This window comes from Nitrospinota bacterium (assembly GCA_027619975.1).
In the GTDB taxonomy this organism is placed as follows: Bacteria; Nitrospinota; Nitrospinia; order Nitrospinales; family VA-1; genus JADFGI01.
This window is the reverse complement of sequence record JAQCGX010000021.1, coordinates 1-20,804: the sequence shown is the minus strand read 5'-3', so window position 1 is coordinate 20,804 and position 20,804 is coordinate 1. Positions and strand designations below refer to the sequence as shown.

The following is a 20,804-nucleotide window of genomic DNA, read 5'->3' as shown; positions in this document are numbered from 1 at the left end:
ACAGGAAAAAGCCCTCCCCGGAGCACACGCAACCGGGGAACGTATTATAAATGGAAGTGGAATTATTTTTATGAAAAACAGCGGGGGAAATAATAGGAAACAATTTCAACCAGCAAGCTGTCGGTCCTTCAAAAGAGGTTGAAGGTAAGTGACGCAGCTGGCCATCGTTGCAAGGTGACCGTAATCCTTCTCGGGGACTTCGATATTAAACCGCTTCCTGAGCTCCATGACGATATCGAGAAAATCCATGGAATCCAGATCGATCTGGTCCCTCAGATTATCCTGATCGTTAATGGAATCGACATCCTCATCAGGAGCAATATCAACAAGTATGTCGATAATGGCTGCTCTGACATCTTCTCCTGTCATCCGGCTCCTCCAAATTTTTTGATTTTATGAAAAAAAACTTAAAAACTCAATAACAAACTAGCCCTGAAACCGTTTCACGATCAGGACGGAATTGATACCAAACATACCAAACGAATTGTTCATTATATAGTTCACAACTTCAAGCTTTTTCGGTCGATTAGCCACAATATTATCAAGAGCGCAATCCGGGTCGAGGTTATCGAGGTTGATAGTCGGATGCACCCAGTTATCCTCAAACGCAGGCAGATTACCTGCAAGCTCCAAAGTTCCCGCCGCTCCCATCGTGTGACCGATAAAGCTTTTGGTGTTGTTGATCCAGACACTCTTTTCGCCACCAAACACGTCGCGGAGGGCGGTGCACTCCTGAATATCCCCAAGCTTCGTCGCCGTCGCGTGGGCATTTAAAATGTCTATATCCCCCGGTTGCAGTCCGGCTTTTTTCAGCGCCAGACGGATGCACTCCGCCTGCCTTATCGGTTCTGGAAGAATAAAATCATGGGCGTCGGAATTGCATGAATAACCAACGATCTCGCCATAGATTTTAGCCCCGCGTTTTTGGGCGTCCGGCAACCGTTCCAGAGTATAGATACAGCCCCCCTCGGAACAGACAATGCCGTTTCGATCCTTATCAAAAGGCCGACTCGCCTTTGTGGGGTCCTCATGCTTCGCCAAGGCCCCTTCGCTGTCGAAACTGGCGAAGATGCCAAATGTATGAATACTTTCTGAAATTCCACCGGCTAAAGCCTGGTCCACTTCTCCCAGACGCAACATCTGCAAGCCCTGAATGACGCCCATATTTCCAGCCGCACAAGCCGCACCGATCGTGTAATGCGGCCCTGTGATCTTCATGTTCAGGGTCACTTCCCCCGCCGGGTTATTGGCCACCGTCCTCGGGTTGTGGTGATGCGACCAGTATTTTACATCGTAATCGTACTGGCTGATGTTATAAACTTCATTTTCCGTCTCGACGTTGCCATGCTCGGTGACGCCAAGATAGACGCCGATACGGGACCGATCCATGTTCTCAAAGTCCCAGCCCGCATCCTGAACCGCTTCCTGAGCGCAATAAATAGAAACCGATCCGGCCCGGGTTCCTCGCCGTAACGCCTTTTTTTTCTGATACTTTAATTCATCAAAGTCACAAACTCCGGCTAAAACCTCGCCCATATACCGGGTTTCAAACTTACGGACGCCTGACTTTCCTTCCAGCAGACTTTTCCTGAAATCCTTCAGGTTATTGCCGTTCGGAGCCGTCAACCCGACTCCCGTTATGACGATGCGTTGTTCAGGGCTGACCCGGTTTTCCATTCCAAAATAATTTCAAATGGATCCTATCGTAACCAGATCCAGAGGCGGGATAAAGTCGTGAACGACCGTAGTATTTAAACTGTTAACTTGTAATCATTCCGATACAGACGGTCCATCAATGGTGCCTAATAAAAATTGACCAGAAAGCCCAGTACTATAACACAAAATTGCTGGCAAGAAAAGTCAAAAGGTTGGCTTGGAAGGGGAAGGCGCGTGAGCCATGTCATCCTGAGCCTGTGATATTCGACCTTTTTCTTCATGCCCCGCAGGGGTATGCCGAAGGTTAAGATGGCCTTAGCAGGTTGCTGAAAAACTATTTTTGGGACCTTAAAATGTTAATTTCAAGTTTACTGTTAATTTAAGAAAACCAGTAGCACAGGCGACCTATCCTTAAAGTTTATGCGGAAGTGCGGAATTTAATTCCGCCTTTCCAGCCTGTGCGCACAGCCTGGAAAGGCTGTGCCACTTAAAAGCAAAAACCTGTAAAACTTAACTCGCTGACGGATTTTTCTCTTTTTCAGCAACCTGCTAAAGAACGATACTCAAAGGTTCTGAAAGCCACAAAGGTTGCGAAAACTTTTGAACCTAAAAATTTTCGACCGCCTTTGGCAAGACAAATTATTTATTTAATGTTATGATGCATTTATGCAACAAAAAATTCTGATCCTCGATTCCAGCCGACCTTCGATTGAAACCCTCAGGCAAGCCCTGAAGCATAAAAACTATGAAGTTATTGCGGCATATACGTCCCTGGAGGGAGAAAAAAGGCTGTTGGAAAAAGTTTTCCATCTGGTCCTGATCAATGAAAATATTGTTGCAAAAAATGGACAAAAATTTCTGGATTTTCTGCATCGCAGGTTCCCCGGTCTTCCGGGAATCCTCCTGACACGCCAGGGCCTGCCGCTCGCAACTGAAGAAACCGCAGAAAAGTCAGGTTTTCACTTGTATCTCCGGTCCCAAGGGACTCCTAAACTACTCGAATTAATAGGCGAAATATTCAGCCAGGGAAACGAGGCCAGCGACAGTTCGGCCCCCGAAACCTCACCGGGCAAACTATTTCAGTTGCTGGGAGAAAGCCCATCCATCCGGCATCTTCGTGAAACCTTGCGCACCGTGGCGGCCACCGATGCAGGGGTCTTACTGCGTGGAGAAACGGGAACCGGCAAAGAACTCGCCGCCCGGTTTCTGCACGCCCACAGCCCCAGGAGCCAGAACCAGTTCGTAGCCGTCAATTGCGCCGCCCTGACGGAATCCCTGCTGGAGAGCGAATTGTTCGGGCACGAAAAGGGAGCCTTCACAGGCGCGCACCGGCAAAAACTGGGTAAATTTGAATACGCGGGTTCCGGCACCCTGTTCCTCGATGAAATCGGCGAAATCTCCCCGCATCTTCAGGCCAAAATGTTGCGTGTTCTGGATGACCGGCAATTTGAGCGGGTGGGCGGGAACAAAACCCTGGACGTGCATTGCCGGGTGATCGCCGCCTCCAACATCGACTTTTCTGAAGCCCTGAAGGCCGGTCGGTTTCGTGAGGATTTGTATTACCGCCTCAATGTGGTCTCCATCGACCTGCCCCCGTTAAGGAACCGCCTGCAGGATATTCCCCTGCTGGCCCGCCATTTTTTAACCCAAAAATCCCAGCACCACAACAAACCGGCGCCGGAGGTTTCCCCTGAAGCACTGAAGCAACTGCAATCCTATGCGTGGCCGGGAAATGTCAGAGAACTGGAAAATAGCATCGAACAGGCTGTGATTCTTTCCAGAACCAGCACCCTCAGCGATTTTCCATTGCCCGGCCATCAAAACCCCACGCCCACTCTGGATGCGTTTGATGACCCCTCACAAATGACCCTCAAGGAATACTTGTCTTCCATTCTCAAGGAGTCCGAAGCCCGCTACTTTGAAGCCCTGCTCAAGCGCCACCAGGGCCATATTTCCCGGGCCGCCCAATCCGCCGGCATCGACCGCAAAACCTTTTACCGGAAAATTGCGCATTGCGGAGTGGACCCAAAAGCATACAAACCCAAAAGGTAGCCGTTATTTTGTAGAATTTATTCATTAAAAATTTATTTTTGTATCTTTTATTCCACAAAATTACCAACAGGCCAACCTCTATTCCTTCCAGCAACTTATAAACCCCTTGCATATCAAAGGATCAGCAATCTCCCCGCCCCCGGCACGTTAATTGCTCTTTAAAAACGTAACCGTCAGATTTTGAGGACAACATGCAAACCCCGGCACTTCGAACCCAACCATCCGAGGACAAAAATGACCACTCCCGATTTATCGAAAATGACCAAAGATGAGTTGATCAGGCTCGCGGCCAAAAATAAAATTTCCGTGAAAAAGACCTTGCTCAAAAGTGAGATCGTGGCTGTCCTGAAAAAGGAAATGAAAAAAGCCTCGAAAACGGATGCACCTAAAAAGGCACCGTTAAAAACTAAAACAGAGCCTTCCAGAAAACCGCCTGCAAAAAGCGGAGCTGTCGCCGCAAAACCCACGAAAAAAACAGAAGCACCTGCAACGGCCGCCAAACCAACAGCCAAAAACGCAACGGTCAAAACAAAGGGAAAGGAAGTTACGAAAAAAACCGCCTCCATTCCTAAACCCAAAGCCGAAGCCAAAACGACAACCGCGCCCTCTACAACAGCACCCACGCGCAAGAAAAAAACGCCAGCCCTCCGAAAAAAATCAGCACGGCCATCCTCCTCCCCTTCCGGCCAACAAGCCATTCCAGGATCCGGCACTCAGGCCCTGCACCCGAAATTTAAATTGGAAGACGGCGCCCAGGAAGCTAATTTTATCCTCGGCAAACCGGACATGCACGACGAATCCCATCAGGAAGTTTACCAGGAGTTGCCTGCCAATTACGGCGACAACAAGCTCGTTCTGCTGGTCCGCGACCCGCACTGGTGTTTTCTCTACTGGGAACTGCAATCCGATAAAATCGAGGCGGGGCTTGGCAGGCTGAACCGCTCCGAGAACGCGGTCCGTCACGTTCTGCGCATCCATTCGCCATCCGGCGGAGGCACTTATTTTGATGCCGACATTGATTTTCGGGCGGGGAGCCACTACATCCAGCTGTCACCACCCGGCGCATCGTTTTACTCGGAAATCGGCCTTCTCGATCAGGAGGGGCACTTTGCCGCACTGGCCGTTTCCAACACGGTCACATTGCCTCTGGACGGGCCTTCGGAAATTATTGACGAGCAATGGATGACCACCAACGAGAACTTTGAAGAAATTTATATGCTTTCCGGAGGCAGAATGGCGGGAGATCGAGCCGGAGAAGGATTGATTCCATTAGGTGCTTCCGAAGCCTTGCAAAGAACCCGAAGCGAACAACGGAGGATGGATTTTTCATCCCCTGCGGTCAGCAGTTTCGGTTCCGGGGAGAACCGCAATCCACCAGAGAGATCATTCAATTACTGGCTTGATGCGGAACTGGTTCTATTCGGCGGAGCGGACCCTGGAGCCACCATCAAACTATCCGGCAAAAATCTGGACCTGCGACCCGACGGCACCTTCTCCACCCGGTTTATCCTCCCGGAAGGCACACTCAATCTCCCGGTCAATTTTGAATCGCCGGACCGGTCGGAAGTTCACACGGTCGCGCCAATCATAAACCGCAAAACAGTGGACAACGTTCAGGAGGTGGAACAATGAGCCAGCCCAAAGGATACCTCGCTCTGGTTTTACACGCCCACCTGCCCTTTGTCCGGCACCCGGAATACAATGAGTTTCTGGAAGAGGACTGGCTGTATGAGGCCATCACGGAAACCTACATTCCCCTGCTCAGTATTTTTGAAGGACTGGTAGAGGACGAAGTTCCCTTCAAACTCACCCTCACCATGACGCCCACTTTATTGAGCATGCTGGGGGACCCCTTGCTACAGGAACGCTATCGTCGGCATCTGGACCGATTGATCGAGTTGTCCTGCAAGGAAATGGAACGCACCCGCTATCAGCCGGAGTTTCACGATCTGGCTCTGCATTATCACTGGGAGCTCAGCCGGGTTCGGGAAATGTTCGTCAACCATTACCAGAACAATATCATCCAGGGCTTCAAAAAATTTCAGGACCTGGGGCATCTGGAATTGATCACCTGCGGCGCCACACACGGGTTCCTGCCTCTGATGGCAGTGAATGAAAGCGCGGTGCGGGCGCAGATTCAAACCGCCGTTCAGACACATGAAAAATTTCTCGGCAGAAAACCGCGCGGCATCTGGCTTCCTGAGTGCGGTTACCAGCCGGGCATTGAAAAATATCTGGAAGAAGTGGGCATCCGTTTCTTTTTTACCGACACGCATGGCATTCTGCACGCCACCCCGCGACCCAAATACGGCGTCTTCGCCCCGATTTATTGTCCCAACGGCGTGGCCGTGTTTGGCCGGGACACGGAATCCTCCAAGCAAGTGTGGAGCGCTAATGAAGGCTATCCCGGCGATTACGATTACCGCGAATATTATCGGGATATCGGCTTCGACCTGGAATACGATTATATCCGGCCCTACATCGCCACGACCGGAGAGCGCAAGATGACCGGGTTTAAATATTTTCGCATCACCGGGAAAGGCGATCACAAGCAACCTTACAACCCCGAAAATGCTGTCACCAAAGCCGCAGATCATGCAGGGAATTTCATGTTCAACCGCCAACAACAGGTAGAGCATTTAGGCCGCCTCATGGACCGGCCACCGCTCGTCGTTGCTCCTTACGATGCCGAGCTGTATGGCCACTGGTGGTATGAAGGGCCCGACTGGCTGAATTTTTTGATCCGCAAAATCGCTTTCGATCAGGAAACCATCGAACTGACGAACCCCTCCAGTTATCTGCAAAAGTATCCGACGCATCAGATGGCAACCCCCTCCACTTCCAGCTGGGGCTACAAGGGATACCACGAATACTGGCTGGGCAAGGATAACGACTGGATCTATCGTCATCTGCATAAAGCCGCAGAACGCATGGAAGAGATGTCCAAAAACCATCAACACGCAACGGGTCTGGAAGAACGGGCGCTCAACCAGGCGGCCAGGGAACTGCTATTAGCCCAGGGCAGTGACTGGGCCTTCATCATGACATCAGGAACCATGGTCGCATACGCCGTAAAACGCACCCGCGACCATATCAATCGTTTCACCCGAATTTATCACGACCTGCAAAGTCAAAGTCTGGATGAGGGATGGCTGGCGGAAATTGAGAAAAAGGACAATCTCTTTACGGATATCAACTTCAGGATGTATGCCGGTTAGTTTTCAGAGCTGGACATCCTCATCGGGCATCCCACAGGGTCCACGCACCGATGAGGATGAAACCGGCGCCGGCGATCAGTTTGAGTTTTTCGACAGAGAGCAAATGGGAGATTTGCCCGCCCACGACAACGGCGATCAACGTGCTCACAACCAGGGCCAGGGAGGAGGCAAAAAAGACCCCTACTTTGCCCAGTGACTGATTGGTAGCGAATAAAAGCGTTGCCAGTTGGGTTTTATCACCCAACTCCGCCAGAAAAACGCTGAAAAAAACGATCCAATAGGCTTTCACGAACACTCTCCAGGATAATATTTATAAGGGCATCTCTAAAAATTAGTTTTCACAGAAAATAGACTCGTGTGCAAAATTTACTTAAATCAGTGGCACGGGCTTTCCAGCCCGTGCGGACAGGCAGGAAAGGCGGAATTAAATTCCGCACTTCCGTATAACCTTTAAGGGTAGGTCGCCTGTCCTACTAAAACAAAAGACGCGTCTTTGAATTGGCGATTCGGCGTCGTTGTCAATTTTTAGAGATGCCCTATTGTTAATTGATGGAAACAAGAAGGACCGTTTGCCAATTGCCGTCATGTTAAACCGGTTTGGCCATAAAGTCCGGCTGGTTAGCTACGGATCAGAGGCCATAGCGTGTTTGCAGTCGGAGGATTTTGACCTGATCGTCGTCAGCCATGCATTGGGGGATATGTCTGGAATCGAATTTTTGGGTCAAAACCAAAAAGATAATAACGCCAAAGTGATCTATTTGTCCGATAAGGGGAGCATTGAAGAATTTATTCAGGTCGTCAATCTGGGGGCCTTTGAATATGTGCGCAAACCGATCAGTCCTGTCCAGTTTGCAGTGATCGTTTGCGACTTCTTTATCGAAAATCTCAGGGAGTATCAATTAAATTCCGGAGCAATTTCTTGAATGCCGGAGCCATTAGGGAAATGTTTGCTGAAAATGCGGATGCGGATATAAATTTCAATATTTATCAATAACTTCGGGTTTCCAGGATGGTTTCTCCCTGGGAGCTTGGAGGGCAGAGGGGAGTTGCGCCCCCTCTGCCTTTTTTAGGCTTTTAAAAATCTAGTTTTTTGTCATTCAAACAGAAATTGAAGGTAGGAAATTACAAAAATGATAATTATATTCAAAATTAGTTGACAAAGAGCTTTATTTTATATAGATTTTCTTTCTGTATTTATAAATGATAACCATTTTCATTTAATATTTTTTTAAGGTTGGGTACCAGTTATTCTCGACTCATGGATGATTAGGTAGAACTCTATTACGTTTTATATTTGAAAGGAGCAAAGGGTGAAGAAAACATTACTAACAGGATTGCTGGTGCTAGCCGTTCTTTTAGGAAGCGGACCAGGATTTGCTCAGAGCGATAATGCCGAGAAGCTTCAAAAACTTCAAAGCCAGGTGGATATGCTTGAAAACAAAGGCGAAGATCAAGAGCTCCTGAAACTGCGAGCGGAGATGGACCGTATTGCAGATATCATGGAGAATTACAAATACACCCAGGGGGCAAAATCAAAATACGATCGCGGTAGAGTCTATGGTTATGGTGAATCGCATTACACGAATCATGTGGACGAAAATGGCGGCAACACCACAATAGATCAACACAGGTTCGTCATTGGTATCAATGCCATTTTGGCGGATTGGATCCAACTCAATGCTGAAATTGATTATGAGCACGGAGCCCAGGAGTTAGAATTCGAGTTGGGTTATCTCGATTTTCGCTTGCTTGACGCGGCCAGTGTCCGGGCCGGCGTGGTGCTGATACCGGTTGGGCTTTTAAATGAGTTTCACGAGCCGAATCTTTTCTGGTCGGTGGAACGTCCGGAACTCCAAAGTAAAATCATTCCTACCACCTGGAACGCCAGTGGCGCGGGTATTTTTGGAACGCCGATGGAGGGCGTTAATTACCGGGTTTATGCGGTCAATTCTGTTCAATCCATCCGCCCTTCAGGGTTTGACGACGGCTCAGGCGTTACCGGCAACGGCGGGCAATCGGGGCGGTTCACATCGTCCAGCGGTATCCGCAGCGGACGTGCGCAACCTAATAACGTCGTTGCTGAAGATTTTGCGGCTACGGGTCGCCTGGAGTTGAGTAAATTGTACCCAGGGCTCCAACTCGGGTTCTCCTTTTACGTTGGCAATACCACTCAGGGCCTTATTGATGAGGGTGGGCGTGTGCTTTTGCTCGAGGCGGACATGAAATACCGCAAGAACTGGTTTGACATGAATGCCTCCATCGTGAATATCGATATTGACGATGCCTCTGCGCTGAACACCTTTTGTGCGGTCCAAACAGCAGGGACATGTTCGACGGTTATTCCAGACAATATTTTTGGCTGGAACGTGCAAGCGGGTATTCATTTGCCGCAGTTATTGGGGGTCAATACATCCCAGGATCTGGTCACCTGGTTCATGTTCGAGCACATTCGTCCCCAGGACAGCATGCCTTCAGGAGCCGCACCCTCAGCCGGAGTCAATTTTGACGTGTATCAGGCGGGCATCACCTATCGGCCCATTTTCAACGTGGCCATCAAGGCGGATTGGCAACATCGTCGTTATAGCAACCCTAATTTTGCTGCCACTGCAGTTGGCAAAGCGGCGGACACCGTCAATTTGGGCGTCGCTTTTATGTATTGATGGACCTTTTGATAGTATAAATTACTTATAAATCCTGGCGCTCTGAATCCACTCCTCTCCTCCAAAGAGTTCAGAGCGTCAGGATTTTTTTTCTTTCCTGCATAAAATAGCTTTATACTAACAAAACTATCTTTTTAAATCTTTCCAACTATCTGATAATAAGGGCTTATGGAGAAATGTCTGTGGAGTTTCATTAAAAGAGAAGTTTATATTTTAGTTTTACCCTTTGTCCTGGCAGGATTTTTAGGCGTCAATCTGATTTTTCCAGTGGAATCCTTTTCAGAGGAGAAGGAATTTGACTTGCAGGTGTATCTCACTAAAGAAGAGGCTTTAGGGGTTGCCTTTCCAGGGGCGGATGCTACTGATAAGGAACGCAAGTGGCTTAGCGAAGAGCAAAAGAAAGCCATTGCAAAGATGTCATTGGTGGAAATTAACGAGAAGTGGCTTACTTTTTATGTGGGCAAAAAAAATGGCACACCCATGGGATATACGCTGATCGATCATATGATCGGTAAGTCGTTCCCTATCACGTTCATGACCGTGCTCAACTTGGACGGAACGGTGCGGGATGTAGAAATTCTGGTTTACCGGGAACCTCGCGGTTGGGAGGTGAAGTTTCCGTCATTCATGAGTCAGTTTTTTGGCCGGAATGCGCAATCCGACTTCCGGGAAATCAATACCATCACCGGGGCGACTCTGTCTGTTAACGCGATTACCACGGGAGTGAAAAAGGCGGTATCGGCCTATCAAGTGCTTTACCTTGACGCCAAAAAATGAGCGCAAGTATTATTCACAAACACCGGGGAAACGGCATGGCTGAGGAAGGAAACGGTGAAACTGAAGAACAAATAAAAAAGCAAAAGCTTAACTGGTTGTTGATGGGCATCGGTATCCTTGTGGCGGGTTTGTCTTTTGTCTGGCATATCATCGCCCTTTTCTTTAAGGAATAGTTCCTCCCTCATGGTTCCCAACCCCCATCGAAATAAAACCGCCCCCCTCATTAAAAAAGCATCGGGTGAGATAGAGCCTTTCTCCAGGGAGAAACTGGAACGATCTCTCAGCATGACCGGCGCTTCCCCGGTGCTTGTTCAGCGGGTGATCGATCGTGTGGCAAAAAAAGTCAGTTCCGGCATATCAACCCGAAAACTTTATCGCATGGCGTTTCAGCTGTTACAAAGGGAGGCGCGCTATCTTGCGGCCCGTTACAGTTTGAAACACGCTGTCATGAGTTTGGGGCCCAGTGGCTTTCCTTTTGAGAAGTTTGTGGGAGCACTATTGGAAAAGCAGGGGTACGAAACCCAGGTCGGCGTTATTATGCAGGGAGCCTGCGTGACCCATGAGGTCGATGTGGTCGCCGTTAAGGGAAATCACAGGCGCCTGGTGGAATGCAAATATCATAATCGAGAAGGGATAAAATGTGATGTTAAAATTCCCCTTTATGTCTATGCCCGCTCCCTGGATTTAAAAAATAACTCTCCAAGTGAATTGGTCAGTGAATTCTGGCTGGTCACCAACACAAAATTTACTGTGGATGCCATTACGTACGGGAGCTGTGTCGGTCTCAATTTACTGAGCTGGGACTATCCCGAGGGCCGGAGTTTGAAACTGATGATCGAAAAGGAGGGCGTCCACCCGATCACCTGTCTGACCACCCTTAAAAGCAATCAAAAGAAAAAGCTTTTGAGTAATAATGTGGTTCTCTGTCATGAAATTTTGGAAAAACCGGACTTGCTTCGAGAAATCGGCTTGAAGGAAGCTCTAATCAACCGGGTTGTGAAAGAAGTGACCGACTTGATCGAAATTTGATGCTTGTCGTTTTACCCTGCGATGGCGCATTGGATTGCATCGGCCACCCGGACAATTCCCTTGCCGTCCACCAATGTTTTCCCCTTGCGGCTCATATTCTCCAGTTGGTTTTTTGCAGTATCGAGAATCCCTGAAATAAATTTCGGATCGAAATCCTCCGGCAGTCCCAGGTCAATAGCCGCTCCCAACCGCTCGATAGGCCGGGTTTTTTCCCGCTGATGCGGGACCTGATTGATAACGAAAGCCGGTGTGCCAACAGCCAGCGATTCGTGCAGGGTGACGCCGCCACTGCAAAAAACCGCATTATGATTGAAGAGAAGTTCCGCCATATTACCGGCATTGCTTAAAATCTGAACCGACCGCATCGAAGATGTGAGGGCCTTGAGCGTTTCTGTTTCTTTGAATCCTGGGCCGAGGACGAAAGTGATGGCTATTTCTTTTTTCCATTGCTGGAAAACCTCAGCGAGCTGAAGGGTTAAATTGTTGGGGTCGGTTCCGCCCATCGTGACCAACAGCGATTCCAGGGCCGGGGGAAAGATTCTTTGCTGCTGATGGTATTCTCCAAACTCCACAGCCAGAACCGAATAAGCCAGACCGAAAAGGGGCTTCACCCCCGGCTTCACCTTGAGGCTCTCCTTGGGGTCGAGGTTGCAATCAATCAACAGATCGACGAAATTCCTGCCCGCTCCCAGATTTTCAAAGCTCACGATTCTTTTTGCCCGATGGCGCAAGGAGGAAATGAATTCCTGGGTTGTGTCCTGAAGATCCAGGATGATCAGATCAAAATAAGTATCCATCTCCTTTGGCAGGCCTTCCTCTTTACCCACGCTGGTGAGGGAAAAATTATTTTTACTCAAAAGTTCGACCGTGGGAGGGTAGTCGGGAATGAAAAACTGAATTTCCATGCCTCTTTGCCGCAGAACTTTAGCCAGATGGAGTTGACGGTAAACATGGCCCATGCCCGTGGTGAAGGATGCCTTGCAGCGAATCGCGATATTAGCCATTGGGGTTGATGTTGGAGCGATTGGCGTTGATTCGCTCAAGAATTTCCCGGTCGGAAAAGCGGACAGCGGCTTTTTCTATTTTTCTTCCCGCAAGCGCCATCGGCAGGCGTTTCAGCGCCATGAAAAATGCCATCCAGAATCGTGATTTGAGACGGAACAAATCACGGAGCAGAAACAGGGGAATAAAAAATATAAACTCCCCGGTCATGCGGCGGTCGAGGATATTTTTCCACACGAACAAATAGTTGTTGCGGGCGGAGATCAAACCGATCTGGCGGCGTTTTTCCTGGCGGGTGATAGTGGACTGGACTTTGTGATAAGCAACGGAGGCCGGTTCATAAGCCACCTGCCAGCCGCGCTTCAAAGCCCGGTAAGACAAATCAATCTCTTCATAATACAAAGGGTGGTACAGGAGATCGAACCCGCCCAGTTCCAGATAGCGTTTGCGATCCACCATGAAAGCTCCGCCACAGGCAAACAGGGTTTGGCTGGTGTCGTCAGGATTTTTTTCGTAAAGGTAGAAATGCCCGTTGTGGAAATAGCCACCGCGGTTGCCGTATAGAAAAGTGGTCTGATCGAAAGCAAAAATCTTGCCGCTCACCGCAAATACGTCGCCGTCATCAAAATGCCGGGCCAGAAGCAGCAACGCTTTCTCGTCCAGTTTGATGTCGTTGTTCATTGGCATCACGATAGAAGACTCAGCCAGCTCCACCGCGTAATTATTGGCTCCTTGAAAGCCGAGGTTGTGCGGCGTTTTTTCCCGCCGGACGCTTGGAAATTCCTTTTCTAGAACTTCCAGGCTGTCGTCGGCACTGCAATCGTCGATGACCAGCACTTCATAGGAATGGGCCGTGTCGTATTCGACAGCGGCAAGAACCGAAGGCAGGCATTCTTTCAAAAGTTCCCGTCCATTCCAGTTGGTGATGATCAGGGTGATGTCCTTGGGCATGCAGAAAATAGTATCGAATAGGTTGATGGGGATGATAAAGCAAGAAAAGCATCCGAGGGAATAAACAATGTCCCCGATAAGTTGTCTTAAAACTATATATAGCAATGGGCGTTAATGAGCAAATTTTAAAGCCAGAGATTAACAGAGACCCGTCAGGATTTATCGGTTGAATCTGTGCCGTGGGCCGGAGATGAAAAAGGAGGAAGATGGGGGAAGGTAAATCAGGTATTCACCGCCGGAATTTGAAAAGAACGACGGCGAATACCTTAAAGCGAATCAAAAGTTTTTATTAGTCTGGCTGAGGTACAGATCCAGTTCCAGATCCAATGAGGTAAGGATAGAATACAACATGTCGAGATTTTAATTTATCGTCATCGTCATCATCGTCGTCATCGTCATCATCGTCGTCATCGTCGTCCTTGTCTCCATCATCGTCGTTGTCACTATCATCATCGGTGTCGCTATCATGGTCTGGAACATTGTAATCCAGAGTCAGGAAATGTGTGGCAGTCAGAATCGTTGCCGGAATTTCAATGATGACCTGCTTTCCTTCTGTGTCCATTCCAAGCACCGTTACAGGGAGGCCGCTGAGGGTGACGGTGGGATTATTCGCTCGATCATGGAGGCGGATGCCGTTGATTTCCAACGCAGGAACACCATTGAATTGACCTTCCGGCGTATTGTAGATCATGGGCTGTTTTTTAGATGAAGAATGGTCGTCGGAACTTGCCAGAACATTGGCGCTGGAGAACATCAGCAATGCCATGATCCCTAAAAGTGCGACAAATCCGGGTTTACAGCGTTTGGTAATTTTAAACGCCTGATGTTTTATTGAAGTACCGTCGAACCGAGGTACAGATTGATCCATGAATTATCTCCTCTCCAAAGATTAAAATATGTGACGCTTTGGGAAGAGCAAAAGTCGGGCCAAAATTTTATTATTGAGGTATGTGTTTATATTTCAGGTTGTTATAGGAATTATGATTCTGTCTGCTCTGTAACATATTCTTCACTTTTGTTGACAGGTTTGAACAAAAGTGGACGATTTTTTAAGTCGCAACCAGGGCGGTTGCGAAGTTTCATGTTATTTAAATTTTGGAAGGATAAAGAGATGGGTTGGTAACAACCAATTTCCCAATAGCAATTTTGGAAAAGTTAAGTTGTGGTCTGCCCTTCTTAAGATAGTAACAATGAATTTAGTATTTCCACCACTTCCTCCTCCCCGTTAAGAGGTACTTTTCCTTTAACGGAAAATTTCAAAGCCTTCCGTATATCATCTTCCCAGTCGCAGGAAAAGAATTTTGTGGAATCCATGATCAATCCAATCTGCTTATCACTCATGTAATCGCGCATCGTTGCAAACTCGTGGAAGTTTTCGCGGGAGCAGGAAATGACTGGTTTATCGTGAGCAAAGGCCGTGGATAGGGTGGAATACCCGGCTTTGGTGCAAACGATGTCCGAACTGGCGATCAAATCCTGATAGAGAAAGCGGTCATCCAGCACAAATAAATTAGCTACATTTTTCGGCAGAGGGTCGCGGGTGAGGAAGACCATATCCTCAAGTTGTTGCAAGTTTTCCCATTGCACCGACTGAGCGCCCATGTCTCCGAGATAGATAAACACGATCGTTTTGTCCGAGATGCCAGGAACCTGTTCCAATCGGCTCTTTACATCTTTCCCTTTTCTGGCAATAAATCCTACCTCTTTCTTGTTTTGAATCACATCGTTGACGATATGGCATTGGGGAAGGATCTGCAAAGAGGCGAGGGCGTACTCTTCTTTTAGCGCATCCAGAATCCCCTGCCATTTTTCGGCGCCAGGGAAGTGGCTGTAGATGTCGTGCCAGGTGAAATTGCAGATCAATACGGATGGAATACCCGCGCGATGAGCGGCCTTCAAAGGCAGGCTGGACGCATCGGACAAAATGAGGTCGATCTTGTTTTGCTGGAGCCATTGAGTTTCCTGCTCAATGAGCGTTTCCGACCGGCTGAAAAACTCCTCCAGCCGCTGGAAGGTTTTTTCAATGTTGATGCGAATAAAATCTTCCTGAACGCATCCAACGTCTATTTGAGTTTGGACAGGTGAGCAGTCTCCGTTCAAATACAAGTGAAAATAGGAAGCGGGAATTTCTGATTTGATATGGATCTGGAAATTTGGGGCGAGCTTTTCCAGAATAACTGTGGATCGCGCCGCGTGCCCATAGCCGTGAGAACTGATATAATAGGCGATCCGTTTGATGTTTTTACCTGCGAATGAGGGGGCCGAAGAAAGAAGTCCCTGTGATTGAAGCCTCGGGTCAGGAGTCCTTTTTTTCGGTTTTGACGGGTTTGTAATTGAACTGGCAGACGGTGCCTAATTTACGAAACATATTGTTGAGCTTCAGGTCCACGTAGTCTTTTCTGTTATTCCAGGGGATCTGGTCAAACATGCAAGCGGTTTCAATATAGTCCACCCTGCCAAAGCGGATAAAGAATTCGGCGAACCAGCAGCGTTTCATTTTATAAGTCCATTGTTTTTCATCGGCTTGCTTATGTTCTAATTGGAATTTTTCCCAGGTATAAATTTCGTCGACTTTAGGGAGATTAGAATCAACAAACGCTTTAAATGGATCTTCCGTGGCACGTTCTGCGGCAACCATTTTTTCCAGTTCCGGTTTTTGCCATGTTTCCAGAGCGTTGATAATGGCTTGCCTGACACGATCGACCCGGATATTGTATTCATCCAGAATATTGTGCGAGGTGTAGATGAACAGACCTATAGTTGTTAAAAATTGCTCTTCAGGGGAAAGACCATCACCTTTCTCGTAATCCCACAGGCGGATGAACAGGTTGCGGATTTTAGTTTTATCAAAGTCCGCTCCTTCGACAGCAAGGTGGTTTAAGATGGGATCAATACGATCCTCGATGCTTGCTTGCTCAGTGGCGGCGGTGCTGTCTAATTTATCGTTCATTTTCAACCTTTAAAATTGAATTAGGGGGCGATCCAGTGCTTCTCAAACCTTTTTTATTTCAGGCCTTTGGATCTTAAAATAGCACAACCTCATTTAAGGGATCAAGCCCTGGAAACACGCAGGGTGAGAGAGGCTCTGAATTTCAGGAAAACTTCAAAAAGCTTCTGCTGGTTGAGAGCTGGAGTTTATTTAATTACAATGAGTTGAATGAAAAGTCGTCCAAATTATGCGAACACTAAGAATGAGAAAAAATACAAAGACTGGGGAAAGCTCATTTCCCATTCGATCGCAAAATTATGAATAATAACGATTTTGACGTCATTATCATCGGGGCGGGGGTCATTGGTTTCAGCATCGCCTTCCGATTGAAACGCATCCAACCGGGTCTGAAAATCGCGGTTTTGGGCGATTCAGTGAACTCCCTGATGGCATCGCGGGCGGCGGCGGGCATGTTGGCGCCGTTTGGTGAATGCGAAAAGGCCGACCGTTTTTTTCAATTTTGCCGGGAATCGCTTGAAAAATATCCCGAATTTATTGAAGAGCTGATAGCTGTGAGCGGCGTGCCGGTCTTTTTTTCCATGCAGGGGTCACTCATGCCATCGGCCTTTTACGGGAATGGATGGGAGGATCTGAAGCGTTTTTTTCAGGAAGAAAAAATTCCGCATGAGGTCTGGCAACCGGAAAAGGTTCGAGCGAAGGCTCCTTATTTATCCAAGGATTGTGGCGAAGTCCTGTGGGTTGGAGAGGGCCAGGTCAACAACCGGCAGTTGCACGACTCTCTCGTTGCGGCGGCTGGCAAGCTGGGAGTTACCATTGCGGAAGAAAACGTCACCGGCTTCGTTCGGGACGCCACTGCGATTGAGTGTGCGGTGACGGATTCAGGAAATATAAAAGGCAAAAAATTTGTATTGGCATCGGGCAGTTGGTCGCAACAACTGGGAAAAACTCTTGAGGTCTCCATGCCCCTGAAACCCATTAAAGGTCAGATGTGTCGGTTGCAAGTGGAAGACAATCGCTTGGACTACACCGTGCACGGGTTGTTGACTTACATTGCGCCGTGGCGGGGCGGGCATGGGTTTGTTATTGGTTCCACCATGGAAGACCGGGGGTTTGACGCCTCGGTGGAAGATGAAGTCATTCAAGGCCTGATTGAACGTGCGTCAGATATTCTCCCTTGTTTGCGGGAGGCTCCTTTGATCGAGTCGTGGACGGGGTTGCGCCCGGCGGCAGAAGACTTGATGCCGGTCATGGGAAAAAGCGTTCGCTATGATAATTTGTATTATTCTACGGGGCATTATAGAAACGGAATATTGCAAACTCCAAATCAGGCTGATTATGTAACGGCGGTTCTTCTGGAAACGTTGCAGGAAGAAATAGCGGAATTTTCTCCCGGCCGCTATCAACTTTAATCCTTTATGAAGCCATTATCTGTTTCATGAACTATTGGCCGATAAACTATGAATAAACTGAAATCTAAGTCGGATGCCGATCTGGTCAGGGATCTCCACTCCATTTGGCATCCGTGCACACAAATGAAAGATCACGAAACCGTCCCGCCGATTTTGATCGAGCGGGGGGAGGGCGTTTACCTGTTTGACCGGGAAGGGAACAAATACCTCGATGTGATCTCATCCTGGTGGGTGAATCTGCTGGGGCACAATCATCCCAGGCTCAATGCGGCTTTGATTAGACAACTGGATAAAGTCGCGCATGTCATGTTTGCCGGCATCACCCATCAACCCGCCATCGACCTGGCCGAGCGCCTGGTGCAACTCACCCCGGAAAATTTAAAAAAGGTATTTTTTTCCGACAACGGTTCCACTGCGGTGGAAGTGGCGGTCAAAATGAGCCTGCAGTACTGGCAACAGACCGGGCGGGGGAACAAACGAAAATTTGCGTATCTGAAAGGCGCCTATCATGGGGAGACTCTGGGGGCCTTATCCCTGTGCGGGATCGACATGTTCCGGGAAAAATTTAAACCAAACCTCATGGCGAATATTGAGGTGCAAGGGCCAGACTGCTTCCGCTGTCCTTATGGATTGAAGCCGGAGTCCTGCCAGGCGGAATGCTTTGCGCCCATGCAACAGACACTGGAAAAGCACAAGGATACTTTAGCGGGTGTGATCATCGAACCGCTGGTGCAGGGTGCGGCGGGGATGAAAATGTATCCCCCGCTTTATTTAAAGAAACTTGAAAAAGCATGCAAGGCGAATGACGTCCACACCATTTACGATGAAATTGCCGTCGGCTTCGGGCGAACGGGTTCGCTTTTTGTTTGTGGTGGATATGAATTGAACCCGACCTTTTTGTGCCTCTCTAAGGGCATCACCTCCGGTTATCTGCCGCTGGCGGCGACCCTCACGGAAGATGAGATCTATTCGGCGTTCTATGGCGAATTTTCCGAGATGAAATTATTCATCCACAGTCACAGTTATTCCGCCAACCCGCTGGCCTGCGCCGTGGCCAATGAATCGCTGGCGATTTTAACCGAAAACGATTTTATGGAAACACTGAAACCCAAAATCCTTGCATTAGGGAAATATGGAAACAAACTGAAGGAATTGAAATGGTGCGGTGAGTTCCGGCAAACAGGAATGATCGCGGCGGTCGAGCTGGTTGCGGACAAAGAGACGAAAGAGGAATTTCCTTTTGAAAGACGAGTGGGGTATCAGATTTATCAAGAGGGGTTAAAGCGTGGGGTGCTCATGCGGCCTATGGGAAATGTGATTTATTTCATCCCTCCATTGGTTATTTCGACGGATGAAATTAAAATGATGATCGACACGGCATATGATTGCATTCAGGCTGTGTGTCAAAAATAAAGGACAGGAAAATGTACGAAGTCAAAATAATCACAAAGTTTTCATCGGCGCATCAATTGCGCCTGTACGATGGTAAATACGAAAACCTGCACGGCCACAATTGGGGCGCGACGGTGATCGTGGAAGCGGAAGAGTTGGACGCAATGGGCGTCGGCATCGATTTCGTGGTGCTCAAAAAAAAGGTAGACGGCATATTGTCCCAACTCGATTACCAGAACATCAATGAAGTCCCGCCTTTCGATAAGCTGAACCCTTCAGCGGAAAACATCGCCCGGTGGCTGTTTGATGCGTTGAACGCCGATATCAAAACAGAAACGATTCGTGTCAAACGTGTGGAGATTCGGGAAATGGACGAATGCGGTGCCGCGTATTACGAATAAAACGTTTTTCACTCCAACGGCAAGGTCATGACGATTCCGCCCATCACATCGTTCAGTTTGAAGTCTCGTTTGGGGCTATTGGGGTGGGCATTGTGGCAGGACACACAGGCGGGGCTCACGGCAAAATCCGGATAAACGGCCTGAAAATATTTTCTTCCGCCAATATCCCTGTATTCAATGAACGGGCGCACCGGGTGGCGGATGATGTCTTTCAAACCCCTGCGTTCAAATTCATTGGCCGGTCCGTTGTGATTGTTGATGGGCCAGGAGCTGATCAGTTTAAAATCCAGATCAATATTTTTATTGATTATCAAATCGGAAGCATTCAGCAGGAATTGCGCCGGAAGGAGTAGGGCATTGTCTTCCCACCAGTTTTCGGATGCGTAAACGATATTGTTTTTCTGCAAGCGGTTCACCACATGCTCTGAATACACCTGCCGGTCCGATTCCAAAACCGAATGAATATAGTCCGCGACCACTTCTGCGGGAATCAGATGTTTCTCTGGATCCGCAGCGTTGTCATTGAGAGGCAATACGATGGAAATGCCGCCCATGACATCGCCGAATTTAAAATCCTTTTTAGGGCTTTTGGGGTGATTGTTATGGCACGTGATACAGGCTTTGGTGATTGCTTTGTCCGGGTAGATGGCTTTAAAAAAGGGTTTCCCTTGGATGGATACCACCTTGGTGAAAGGTTTCTCCGGTGTTTTTAATATTTCTTCCAGCCCGATTTTTTCTATTTTGGTCTTGGGCCCATTTTGCGCATTAATGGGCCATAAGCTCATCAGGCTGTAGGTCATCCCGACCTCTCTGGCATTGGATGTTCGGGAAGATAGTAAAAGAAATTGGGCGGGAAGTGGCAGGGTGTGTTCTTCTTCCCAGTTTTCCGTGGCTTTCAGGTCAATGGTGACTCCCAGACGCTCGACAATCACTTCCGCATAAATGGTCCTTCCAGCTTCAATGACGGAATGAATATAGTCCGCAGCCGATGCGGGGGAAATCCCGCTTTTATTTTTACCTCCGGTAGCAGGGTCGGCCCAGACGGGGGTCAGGAAACCAGTCAACAGGATCAGGAAAAGCAGGAACGGGAGCAGGTATTTTGACATATCTCTTCCTTTAGAGAATCAATTCATACATATAACCATTATATGCCGGGCTTTGTTCTGATTTCATTTTTGTTGGAAGGATGAAGGGCCACCCTCCGGGATGGCCCCATGAGTTCCAGGCTCCTATTTAACTTAGGGTATCTCTAAAAATTGACTAAATGCTCCTAATCGTCAACTTAAGGAGATGGCTTTGTTTTAGTG

Annotated in this window: 20 protein-coding genes; 11 read left to right on the top strand and 9 right to left on the bottom strand. The window is 48.3% G+C overall.

The genetic code is table 11. The features are described from left to right. Positions 1–105 precede the first annotated feature (105 nt). Positions 106–369 carry an acyl carrier protein gene (locus tag O3C58_08740; GenBank protein MDA0691940.1) on the bottom strand — a complete coding sequence of 88 codons (264 nt, stop codon included), beginning with the start codon at positions 367–369 and terminating at the stop codon, positions 106–108. Between the two features lie 57 nt (positions 370–426). Further along, positions 427–1,677, bottom strand: coding sequence for a beta-ketoacyl-[acyl-carrier-protein] synthase family protein (locus tag O3C58_08735; protein MDA0691939.1), 1,251 nt, complete (start codon positions 1,675–1,677; stop codon positions 427–429). A gap of 645 nt (positions 1,678–2,322) precedes the next feature. Between O3C58_08735 and O3C58_08730 the strand changes: the two genes are divergently transcribed. The 3 genes from O3C58_08730 to O3C58_08720 all read left to right on the top strand — a co-directional run bounded on the left by O3C58_08730 (position 2,323) and on the right by O3C58_08720 (position 6,926). Next, a complete protein-coding gene (locus O3C58_08730; protein MDA0691938.1) occupies positions 2,323–3,708 on the top strand; it encodes a sigma-54 dependent transcriptional regulator in 1,386 nt (461 codons plus the stop codon). Positions 3,709–3,942: 234 nt separating this feature from the next. Beyond that, on the top strand, positions 3,943–5,340 hold the full coding sequence (locus O3C58_08725) for a DUF4912 domain-containing protein (protein MDA0691937.1): 1,398 nt from the start codon (positions 3,943–3,945) through the stop codon (positions 5,338–5,340). Next, entirely contained in the window at positions 5,337–6,926 is a 1,590-nt protein-coding gene (locus O3C58_08720) for a DUF1957 domain-containing protein (protein ID MDA0691936.1), read from the top strand. Before O3C58_08725 ends, O3C58_08720 begins: the two co-directional genes overlap by 4 nt. Positions 6,927–6,945: 19 nt before the next feature. Here the strand turns inward: O3C58_08720 and O3C58_08715 are convergent, their stop codons facing one another. Continuing rightward, on the bottom strand, positions 6,946–7,215 hold the full coding sequence (locus O3C58_08715; GenBank protein ID MDA0691935.1) for a TMEM165/GDT1 family protein: 270 nt from the start codon (positions 7,213–7,215) through the stop codon (positions 6,946–6,948). Between the two features lie 250 nt (positions 7,216–7,465). On the opposite strand from O3C58_08715, the gene O3C58_08710 reads away from it, so the two are divergent. The 5 genes from O3C58_08710 to O3C58_08690 all read left to right on the top strand — a co-directional run bounded on the left by O3C58_08710 (position 7,466) and on the right by O3C58_08690 (position 11,392). Continuing rightward, positions 7,466–7,849: a response regulator gene (locus O3C58_08710; protein MDA0691934.1), complete on the top strand. Its 384-nt coding sequence runs from the start codon at positions 7,466–7,468 to the stop codon at positions 7,847–7,849. Positions 7,850–8,236: 387 nt separating this feature from the next. Further along, entirely contained in the window at positions 8,237–9,586 is a 1,350-nt protein-coding gene (locus O3C58_08705; GenBank protein ID MDA0691933.1) for a hypothetical protein, read from the top strand. 168 nt (positions 9,587–9,754) lie between these two features. After that, a complete protein-coding gene (locus tag O3C58_08700) occupies positions 9,755–10,363 on the top strand; it encodes an FMN-binding protein (GenBank protein ID MDA0691932.1) in 609 nt (202 codons plus the stop codon). After that, positions 10,360–10,536: a hypothetical protein gene (locus O3C58_08695; protein ID MDA0691931.1), complete on the top strand. Its 177-nt coding sequence runs from the start codon at positions 10,360–10,362 to the stop codon at positions 10,534–10,536. Before O3C58_08700 ends, O3C58_08695 begins: the two co-directional genes overlap by 4 nt. 10 nt (positions 10,537–10,546) lie before the next feature. Next, positions 10,547–11,392, top strand: a complete 846-nt coding sequence (locus O3C58_08690; GenBank protein MDA0691930.1) for an ATPase — start codon at positions 10,547–10,549, stop codon at positions 11,390–11,392. A gap of 11 nt (positions 11,393–11,403) precedes the next feature. Here the strand turns inward: O3C58_08690 and O3C58_08685 are convergent, their stop codons facing one another. The 5 genes from O3C58_08685 to O3C58_08665 form a co-directional block, all read right to left on the bottom strand. After that, positions 11,404–12,396: a hypothetical protein gene (locus tag O3C58_08685; protein ID MDA0691929.1), complete on the bottom strand. Its 993-nt coding sequence runs from the start codon at positions 12,394–12,396 to the stop codon at positions 11,404–11,406. After that, positions 12,389–13,345, bottom strand: coding sequence for a glycosyltransferase family 2 protein (locus tag O3C58_08680; GenBank protein MDA0691928.1), 957 nt, complete (start codon positions 13,343–13,345; stop codon positions 12,389–12,391). The genes O3C58_08685 and O3C58_08680 overlap by 8 nt, the downstream gene beginning before the upstream one ends. Positions 13,346–13,634: 289 nt before the next feature. Next, positions 13,635–14,213: a hypothetical protein gene (locus O3C58_08675; GenBank protein ID MDA0691927.1), complete on the bottom strand. Its 579-nt coding sequence runs from the start codon at positions 14,211–14,213 to the stop codon at positions 13,635–13,637. Positions 14,214–14,521: 308 nt separating this feature from the next. After that, positions 14,522–15,574 (bottom strand): hypothetical protein, encoded by a 1,053-nt coding sequence (locus O3C58_08670; protein ID MDA0691926.1) that lies wholly within the window; start codon positions 15,572–15,574, stop codon positions 14,522–14,524. Positions 15,575–15,641: 67 nt separating this feature from the next. Continuing rightward, complete coding sequence (locus tag O3C58_08665; GenBank protein ID MDA0691925.1) at positions 15,642–16,295, bottom strand: L-2-amino-thiazoline-4-carboxylic acid hydrolase; 654 nt, start codon at positions 16,293–16,295, stop codon at positions 15,642–15,644. A 296-nt stretch (positions 16,296–16,591) separates the two neighbouring features. On the opposite strand from O3C58_08665, the gene thiO reads away from it, so the two are divergent. Genes thiO through O3C58_08650 form a run of 3 tightly spaced genes read left to right on the top strand, consistent with a single transcriptional unit; the run spans position 16,592 to position 19,497 of the window. Then, positions 16,592–17,704 (top strand): glycine oxidase ThiO, encoded by a 1,113-nt coding sequence (gene thiO, locus O3C58_08660; GenBank protein ID MDA0691924.1) that lies wholly within the window; start codon positions 16,592–16,594, stop codon positions 17,702–17,704. A 48-nt stretch (positions 17,705–17,752) separates the two neighbouring features. Continuing rightward, positions 17,753–19,117 (top strand): adenosylmethionine--8-amino-7-oxononanoate transaminase, encoded by a 1,365-nt coding sequence (gene bioA, locus O3C58_08655; protein MDA0691923.1) that lies wholly within the window; start codon positions 17,753–17,755, stop codon positions 19,115–19,117. A gap of 11 nt (positions 19,118–19,128) precedes the next feature. Further along, the gene (locus tag O3C58_08650; GenBank protein ID MDA0691922.1) at positions 19,129–19,497 is read left to right on the top strand and encodes a 6-carboxytetrahydropterin synthase; all 369 of its coding nucleotides are present in this window, start codon (positions 19,129–19,131) and stop codon (positions 19,495–19,497) included. 8 nt (positions 19,498–19,505) lie between these two features. Here the strand turns inward: O3C58_08650 and O3C58_08645 are convergent, their stop codons facing one another. After that, positions 19,506–20,603: a DUF3365 domain-containing protein gene (locus O3C58_08645; GenBank protein ID MDA0691921.1), complete on the bottom strand. Its 1,098-nt coding sequence runs from the start codon at positions 20,601–20,603 to the stop codon at positions 19,506–19,508. Between the last annotated feature and the right edge of the window lie 201 nt (positions 20,604–20,804).